An 8,510-nucleotide genomic window follows, 5' to 3' on the forward strand; every position below is an offset into this window, starting at 1 on the left:
AAACGCCGCGAGACCGCACGAGCGCAGTCGCGGCTTACGCCGCTCCTACAGGAGACCCAGGACAAAGACGCGGCGAGAGTGAAGGATGGCGGTCGCGGCTTGCGCCGCTCCTACCTCGCGAGGGTCTCGGGCTTCGATCGATGGCGAAGGCGTTGATTCCTCTGCGCGTCCCGTGGTCGCGGCTCGCGCCGCTCCTACAGTGAGGAAGTGCGGTAACGGCGGCGCAAAACACGAGGGCCCCGCGCGGGACCCTCGGGGCGGCGGCGCCACAACGCCGCCGCGATCGGCCCGGTCCGCGGCCTCAGGCCGCGACTTTGGCGCCGTCGTGGAACTGCTCTTCCTCGGTCGACCCCTTCAGCGCCACGGTCGAGGACTGTCCGCCCTGGATAGTCTGGGTCACCGCGTCGAAATAACCGGTGCCCACCTCGCGCTGATGCTTGACCGCGGTGAAGCCCTTCTCGGCGGCGGCGAACTCGGCCTCCTGCAACTCGACGAAAGCGCTCATCTGTCGGCGCGCGTAGCCGTGCGCCAGGTTGAACATCGAGTAGTTCAGCGAGTGGAAGCCGGCCAGGGTGATGAACTGGAACTTGTAGCCGTAGGAGGCGATTTCCTTCTGGAACTTGGCGATGGTCGCGTCGTCCAGGTTCTTCTTCCAGTTGAAGCTCGGCGAGCAGTTGTAGGCCAGCAGCTTGCCGGGGAACTGGGCGTGGATGGCTTCGGCGAACTGGCGCGCGAACTCCAGGTCCGGCTTGCCGGTCTCGCACCACACCAGGTCGGCGTAGGGCGCGTAAGCCAGGCCGCGGCTGATCGCCTGGTCCAGGCCGTTGCGGGTCTTGTAGAAACCCTCGACGGTGCGCTCGCCGGTGGTGAAGGGCCGATCGTTCGGGTCGATGTCGGCGGTCAGCAGGTCGGCGGCTTCGGCGTCGGTGCGCGCAACGATCAACGTCGGCACGCCCATCACGTCGGAGGCCAGGCGCGCGGCGACCAGCTTCTCGACCGCTTCGCGGGTCGGCACCAGCACCTTGCCGCCCATGTGGCCGCACTTCTTGACCGAGGCCAACTGGTCTTCGAAATGCACGCCGGAGGCACCGGCCTCGATCATGCCCTTCATCAGTTCGAAGGCGTTGAGCACGCCGCCGAAGCCGGCTTCGGCGTCGGCCACGATCGGCTGCAGGAAGTCGACCTCGCCGCTGCCCTCCGAGCACTGGATCTGATCGGCGCGCAGCAGGGTGTTGTTGATCCGGCGCACGACCTGCGGCACCGAGTTGGCCGGATACAGCGACTGGTCGGGGTACATCTCGCCGGCGATGTTGGCGTCGGCGGCGACCTGCCAGCCCGACAGATAGATCGCCTTGAGGCCGGCCTTGACCTGCTGCATGGCCTGGTTGCCGGTCAGCGCGCCGAGGGCGTTGATGAAGTCTTCGGTCTGCAGGTAGTTCCACAGCTTGGCCGCGCCGAGCTTGGCGATGGAGTGCTCGACCGGCACGGTGCCGCGCAGGCGCACCACGTCCTCGGCGGAGTACGGGCGGGTGATGCCGGCCCAGCGCGGATTGGTCGCCCAATCGTGGCGGAGTTGGTCGGCGGTCGGCAGCGTGTGGCTCATGACTTCGATTCCTTAGCGTTGGGTCGGGTGACGTGGGAGTACTGCGTCTGTAGGAGCGGCGTGAGCCTCGACCGCGGCATCCGGCTCGCGATGGCGTCGCGGTTGGGCGGTCGCGGCCGACGACCGAAACCAATCCCGGGGCAAGGCCGCACCTGCAAGTGGCGGGGGATCAGTCGATGCGTTCGTAAGCCGGCAGGGTCAGGAACTCTTCCAGGGTGTCGGCGTGGGTCAGGCGATCGAGCATCGCGATGGCCTCGTCGAGCTTGGAGCCGCCCGGCAGCTTCATGCGCTCGGCGAGCTTGCTCGGCAGGCCGATCAGGGCGCGTTCGAGCAGGGCGAAGTCGACCGGCGTGCCGTCGTCGAGGAACAGGCTGTCGGCATGCAGCCACTGCCACAACTGGGTGCGGGCGATCTCGGCGGTGGCGGCGTCTTCCATCAGCCAGTGGATCGGCACGCAGCCGTTGCCTTCCAGCCAGGCCGCCAGGTAGCGCACGCAGACTTCGACATTGCCCTCGAAACCGGCGCGGGTGACCGTGCCCAGGCAAGGCTTGATCAGGTCATCGCGGATGATCAGCACGTCGTCGCGCAGCACGTGCTGCTGATGCGGGGTCGGCATGCGCTCGTCGAAGATCCGCATCGCCAGCGGGATCAGCGCCGGATGCGCGACCCAGGTGCCGTCGTGGCCGGCGGTGACCTCGCGCAGCTTGTCGGCGCGGACCTTGGCCAGCGCGGCTTCGTTGCCGGCCTCGTCGCCGCTGATCGGAATCTGCGCCGCCATGCCGCCCATCGCGTGCGCGCCGCGCTTGTGGCAGGTCTGGATCAGCAGTTCGGAATAGGCGCGTAGGAACGGCTGGGTCATGGTGACTTGGCCGCGCTCGGGCAGGACCTTGTCGCGGTGCGCGCGGAAGGTCTTGAGGTAGGAGAACACGTAGTCCCAGCGGCCGCAGTTGAGGCCGGCGATGCGCGTGCGCAGCGCGTGCAGGATCTCGTCCATCTCGAACACCGCCGGCAAGGTCTCGATCAGCACGGTGACCTTGATCTGGCCCGGCGCCAGGCCGAGTTCGGCCTCGACCCGGTCGAGCACCTCGTTCCACAGCTGCGCCTCTTCCATCGACTGCAGCTTGGGCAGGTAGAAGTAGGGGCCGCGGTCCAGCGCCGCCAGCGCCTTGGCGTTGTGGAAGGCGAACAGGCCCAGGTCGAACAGGCTGCCGGACATGGCCGCGCCGTCGATGCGCACATGCTTCTCGTCCAGGTGCCAGCCGCGCGGGCGCACCATCAGCACCGCCTGCTCTTCGAACGGCTTGAGGGTGTAGTGCTTGGCGCCGTCCGGAGCCATCCAGTCCAGGGTGCCGGCGACCGCCTTGCGCAGCGCGCGCTGGCCGGTCAGCAGATTGGCCCAGGTCGGCGAGGTGCTGTCCTCGAAGTCGGCCATGTAGACCTTGGCCCCGGAGTTCAGCGCATTGATGACCATCTTCGGATCGACCGGGCCGGTGATCTCGACCCGGCGGTCGAGCAGCGCGGTCGGCAGCGGGGCGACCCGCCACTGGCCGTTGCGGATCGGCGCGGTGTCGGCGCGGAAGTCCGGCAGGCCGCCGGCGTCGTAATAGGCCTGGCGCTCGCGGCGCGCGGCCAGGCGGGCCTGGCGCGCCGGCTCGAAGCTACGGTGCAGGCCGGCGAGGAACTCCAGGGCGGCCGGGGTCAGCAGCGACTCCTGACCGGCCACGACGGCGGTCAGTTCGATGCCGTCGCCCGGCGACCGTTGCTGGGGATGGGGGTCCTGCCACTGCGCGATCACTGCCGACATGGTGCGACTCCTGGGGGAGAGGGCCGCTCCCGACGAGCCGACCCGACGCCTCCGACCATGCGCCGGCGTGTTGTATTTGACAATCAAGTTTTTTCAATGCATATCATTTGAAGAACTTATACTTGACTGTCACATGACACCGCCCCGCACCCTAAGTCCGCGATTCGCTTACAAAAGCGATCGGCTCAAGCCGCTGCGCGCGTTCTGCCAAACGGCGCGCCTGGGGTCGGTCTCACGCGCGGCTGAGGCGCTTTATCTGAGCCAGCCGGCCGTGACCCTGCAGTTGCAGGCGCTGGAACGCGAGATGGGCGTGCGCCTGCTCGAACGCAGCGGGCGTCGGGTGGCGCTGACCCGCGAGGGCGAGGCGCTGTACGAACTGGCCCGGCCGCTGGTCGAAGGCCTGGACGCCCTGGACGGCACCTTCCGCGAGCGGATCCGCGGCCTCGACGCCGGCGAGCTCAACGTCGCCGCCGGCAGCTCGACCATCCTCTACCTGCTGCCCAAGATCGTCGAAGCCTTCCGCGCCTCGCATCCGGAGGTGCGCCTGACCCTGCACAACGTCACCGGTGCCGGCGGCCTGGACCTGCTGCGCTCGGACGGGGTCGACCTGGCGGTGGGCTCGATGCTCGACGTGCCCGGCGACCTCAGCTACGCCCCGGTGTACCGCTTCGAGCCGATGCTGATCGCGCCGCGCAAGCACCCCCTGGCCCAGCTCGAGCGGGTGACCCTGCAGGACCTCAGCCCCTACGGCCTGATCCTGCCGCCGCAGCGCCTGACCACCTACCGCATGGTCGACTTGGTGTTCCAGCAGAACCGCGTGCCGTACACGGTCGCGCTGGAAGTCGGCGGCTGGGAAGTCATCAAGCAGTACGTGGCGATGGGCCTGGGCATCAGCATCGTCACCGCGATCTGCCTGACCGAGGCCGATCGCGCGCGGCTGTGCGTGCGCTCGCTGGCCGAGTATTTCCCGTCGCGCAGCTACGGCGTGGTGGTGCGCAAGGGCAAGTACCTGTCGCCGCAAGCGCGCGCCTTCACCGAGCTGATCCAGCCGGCGCTGTTCGAGCGCGCGGACTACTACGCGACCGGTCAGTCCGATCGCTGAGCGGCGGGCGCCGCGGCGGCGGAAAACAACCGCGGCGGGAGCTCGCACTCCCGCCGCTGCGCCGCTCGGACGCTGCCGCCCGAGCGGCTATCGATCGACGCGGCTCAGTAGCGCACGCCGATCGTTGCGCCGCTGAAACCGCTGGCCGCGTACAAGCTCAGGTACACATAGCCGGCCGGCGGATTCGGCACCACCAGGGTTTCGGCGTTGCCGGGCTGGGTCGAGCGGTAGTTGTGCGCAGTGCGGGTCGCCCAGCTGCCGTTGGTGTTGACGTACAGGTCGGCATTGCCGCTGCCGCCGGCGACCTCGATGCGCAACTGCGGCGTACCCGCCGGCACGTACAGATAGAAGTACGCCGTGTTGCCCGCGGTCGCGGCGACGTTGCTGCGCGCGCAGTTCCGGCCGAGCTGACGGGTATCCGCGCCGCTGCATTCGGGCAGGCCCGGCGCGGCGACCGCGACCGTGCGCACGGCCTTGGCGGTGGCGCCGCGGTCGTCGGTGACGGTCAGAGTCACGGTGTAGCTGCCGGCTGCGGCGTAGGTCTTGCTCGGATGCTGCTCGTTCGAGCCGCTGCCGTCGCCGAAGCTCCACTGCCAGGCCACCACGCGCCCGTCCGGATCGGTCGAGCCGTCGCTGAAACGCACGCCCAGCCCGTTGACGGCCGCGGTGAACGCCGCGGTGGGCGTCTGGTTCGGCGTGGTGCCGCAGCCGGAGCCGTCGGGCTGGGCCACGCACGGCAGCCAGGCGCGGAACGCCGCATCGTTGCTGCCGCCCAGGCTGCTCATGTAGCCGGCATAGCCGGTGTAGTTGCCGGGACGGAAGTAACCGAGGATGGCGTTGACCTGCTCGCGGCGCTTCTCGAACATGAAACGCACCGCCAGATAGCCCCAGCGATAGACCAGGTTCTGACCGCTGTTGTAGTCGTTGCCGTAGACCCGGCTCAGCGCATGAGTCGCACGCCCGGCCTCTTCCTGCGCCGCGGTATTGGCCAGGTTGCGGTACGAGTAGGACATGTACTCGGCCAGGCCCTCCACCCACCACACGGTCTTCTGCGACATCGCGGCGTTGAAATCGCCGTGCATGTCGAAACGGCCGTCCAGGTAGTGCACGTACTCGTGGGTCAGATTCCAGATCTCGAAGCGCGGCCGCACCCAATCGGCTTCGTGGGCGATGAAGCGCGCCTGGTTGCCGGCCTGGGCCGGGTTGCCTTCCAGGTACATGCCGCCGTTGTTGGTGTCGATGCCGAAGATCGCGCCGGCGTAGATACCGTAATCGTCGCTGCTGTCGAACACCACCATTTCCAGGGCCGCGTTCTGGTCGTTGGCGACCGGCGTGCGTTGGGTGCCTAGGGCCTGGTGGAAGTAGTTCTCCTGGCCGGCGACGATGCTGCAGGTCTCGCCGAACTCGGCCGCGCTCATCGCCTGGGCGCGGATGCGCAGGGTCGCGCTGCAGGTGTGGCGCAGCGGCAGCGCCGCCGCTTCGACCCGCGCCTTGAAGTCGCACAGGCCGTAATAACTGCAGTTGCCGCGATCGTAATAGTCGGCCATTTCGCCGACCCCGACCCACAGCCGAGCGGTCGGGCCGGTCACCGCACCGCGGTCGAGCAGCGCCTTGACCCGCGCGCGCGCCAGGGCCTTGAGGCTGCCGTCGTACTGCAGGAAGCGCCCCAGCTCGCGGCCGGCGTTCGACACCAGATAGGCCTCCGGCTGGCTCAGCCGGGCGAAGTGACGGTCGGCGAAGCCGTACAGCGACTCGACGATCGACGAATCGGCTTGCACCGCGGCGCGGAACGCCGGGTCCTGGTGGCCGCGGAAGGTCACGTTGTAGGCGTTGTTGACCGCCACCTTCATCCAATAGAACGCGTTGTAGCGGCTGTCGTAGCCGGCGAGCAGGCGCTTGACCACGTACAGATAGCGCGCGTTCTCGACCGCGCTGTCGATCAGGGTCACGTACTCGGCCAACGTCTCGCCGTGCACGTCGTCGACGCGGCCGAACTGGGCGTTGGCGGCGAAAGCATCCAGCGCCGGGCGGATCGCGTTCTGCAACGCGGCGCCGTAGCTGCCGACCGAGCTGTCGTAGTACTGCACGTAGTAGCCGGCGCGCAGGAACAGCACCAACTGCAGGGTGCTGTCGGCGTTGCTGCCGTCGTAGCGCTGCGCCGACGCGGTCAGGGCGTTGGCGACGGTGACCATCTGCGCTTCGCGGAAGGTGCCATAGGCGACGCTACCGCCGAGGCCGAACAGGGCATTGATGCAATCGGCGTCGGCGGCCTTGATCGCGCTCACCAGGGCGTTGCCGCTGAGCGCGGCGAAACCGTTCGGGTCGCAGGCGGCCTTGGCCGATCGCTTCGCGCTCGCCTTCAGCGAGGGACGCTGCAACAGGTCGCGACCGGAATCGGCCAGGTCGTAGGCGCCGGCGTCGGGCTGCAACAGCTGCGGCTGTTGCGGCGCGCGGCGGGCCGGGTCGAGCGATTGCGGCTGGCGGTGTTCGCCGTAGATCTGGCGTTCGGTGCTGGGGCTCTTGCGTCCGGCCGAGCGCACGACCGGCGCGCGCGCCGAAGCGATCGTCGATACCGGCCCACGGACCAGTTGCGGCGACGATGGGGCCTCGGCCTGCCATGGCAGGGCGAAACTCAACAGGCTTACGGCGGCGGCCGCCAGCCCGATTAACAGGGCGTGGGCCGGCCGCGGTTTGGGTGCGAAAGACATCGCTTGTCTCCTCTCAGGATAGGCGGCTGCGCCGCCGCGCGCAGCGCGGCCGGTTGCGCAGCCGGGGGCATGACGAGAACGGCGATCGGTGGTGGGCATCTCTCCTGCGTCGTAGGGATCGACGGGCGACGCGCGCCCGCTGCGGGGGATCGGTCCGATCGGCAACGCGGGCGCGACGGCGCCCGGCCCGGCGGGCGATGAGCCGCCGGGAGCTGGCAGGGCGCAATGGAGAAGCGGACAGGCCGCGGAGGAACGGGCGCCGGCCGGGCGCAGCCCGGCGCCGGCTGAAGCGCGCCGGCGCTGCGGATTGCGGCCAGGACGGGCCCCCTGACCCGGTCGACCGAGGGCAAGGCCGCCACGGTCATGAAGCCGTCACGAATGCCTGCTAATCGGTATAACGTATACGCTATGACTGCAGCCGGAAGATTTCCGTGACCGCGGTCGAGCGGTGGCGGTCGAGCCGACGAACGGCACACCGGCCGCACCGGATCGGGCGAGATCGGATCGGCGGAACCGGATCGGGCAAGTTCCCGCCGCCGCCCGCGCCTCCTCGCCTCGCCCGCCGCCGGGATCCGACGCCCACCTGCCAGCGCGTGCGGCGCTTGGTTAGACTGTGACGATGAGCATCGTCCCGCGTTCGCTGTCCGACCAAGCCTTCGAAGTGGTGCGCGAACGGATTCTTTCGACCCAGATTCCGCCGCTCACGCCTATCCGCCAGGAATTGCTGGCCGAGGAACTCGGCATCAGCAAGATCCCGCTGCGCGAAGCGCTGGGACGGCTGGAAGAGCAAGGCCTGCTGTGCTCGCACCCGAACCGCGGCTTCTTCGTGCCGGCGCTGACCGCGGTGGAAGCCGAGGAAGTGTTCGCGCTGCGGCTGAAGATCGAGCCCGATGCGGCCGCGGACGCCTGCCGCGACGCCGGCGACGACGAACGCGAGGCCGCGCGCGCGGCGCTGGCCGCACTGGAATCGGCGTCCGACGCCGACGTGCGCAATGCGGTGACCTTCAACCGCCGCTTCCATCTGAGCCTGGTGCGACCGGGCGGTCGCGCGATCACCACCCAATTGGTCGAGCGCCTGCACGTATTGGCCGAACGCTACGTACGCAAGCACCTGGAACCGGAAGGGCGCGAGGCCCGCGCCGCCAGCGAGCACCGGGCCCTGCTCGAGGCCTGGCTGGCGCGCGATGCGGCCCGGGTGTCGCGATTGCTCAGCGCGCACATCGTCTCGACCCTGCACGACCTGCGCCAACAGCTGCCGCCGGCCGCCCCGGCGGCGAGCGCCCCGCCGCCGCG

The 8,510-nt window shown here is 69.1% G+C and carries 5 protein-coding genes; 2 read left to right on the plus strand and 3 right to left on the minus strand.

Translation table 11 applies throughout. The annotated features are described in order from the left end of the window. Window positions 1-301: 301 nt before the first annotated feature. Both aceA and aceB read right to left on the minus strand, forming a co-directional pair. Entirely contained in the window at window positions 302-1,603 is a 1,302-nt protein-coding gene (aceA, locus tag TX83_RS05240) for an isocitrate lyase (RefSeq protein ID WP_064746891.1), read from the minus strand. A gap of 169 nt (window positions 1,604-1,772) precedes the next feature. Beyond that, entirely contained in the window at window positions 1,773-3,407 is a 1,635-nt protein-coding gene (aceB, locus tag TX83_RS05245) for a malate synthase A (RefSeq protein WP_064746892.1), read from the minus strand. Between the two features lie 133 nt (window positions 3,408-3,540). On the opposite strand from aceB, the gene TX83_RS05250 reads away from it, so the two are divergent. Continuing rightward, complete coding sequence (locus tag TX83_RS05250) at window positions 3,541-4,509, plus strand: LysR family transcriptional regulator (protein ID WP_064746893.1); 969 nt, start codon at window positions 3,541-3,543, stop codon at window positions 4,507-4,509. 104 nt (window positions 4,510-4,613) lie between these two features. On the opposite strand, the gene TX83_RS05255 is transcribed toward TX83_RS05250, so the two are convergent. Then, window positions 4,614-7,217, minus strand: a complete 2,604-nt coding sequence (locus TX83_RS05255; RefSeq protein ID WP_064746894.1) for a collagenase — start codon at window positions 7,215-7,217, stop codon at window positions 4,614-4,616. A gap of 619 nt (window positions 7,218-7,836) precedes the next feature. On the opposite strand from TX83_RS05255, the gene TX83_RS05260 reads away from it, so the two are divergent. After that, window positions 7,837-8,510, plus strand: a 674-nt coding sequence (locus tag TX83_RS05260; RefSeq protein ID WP_075575014.1) for a GntR family transcriptional regulator, incomplete at its 3' end; no start/stop codon positions are given.

This window comes from Lysobacter antibioticus HS124 (assembly GCF_000336385.2).
Lineage (GTDB): Bacteria > Pseudomonadota > Gammaproteobacteria > Xanthomonadales > Xanthomonadaceae > Lysobacter > Lysobacter firmicutimachus.

Excerpts from the sequence above, each read along its gene's own strand:
- TX83_RS05255 (WP_064746894.1), bottom strand. The coding sequence starts at position 7,217 with ATGTCTTTCGCACCCAAACCGCGGCCGGCCCACGCCCTGTTAATCGGG.
- aceB (WP_064746892.1), bottom strand. The coding sequence starts at position 3,407 with ATGTCGGCAGTGATCGCGCAGTGGCAGGACCCCCATCCCCAGCAACGG.
- TX83_RS05250 (WP_064746893.1), top strand. The coding sequence starts at position 3,541 with ATGACACCGCCCCGCACCCTAAGTCCGCGATTCGCTTACAAAAGCGAT.
- aceA (WP_064746891.1), bottom strand. The coding sequence starts at position 1,603 with ATGAGCCACACGCTGCCGACCGCCGACCAACTCCGCCACGATTGGGCG.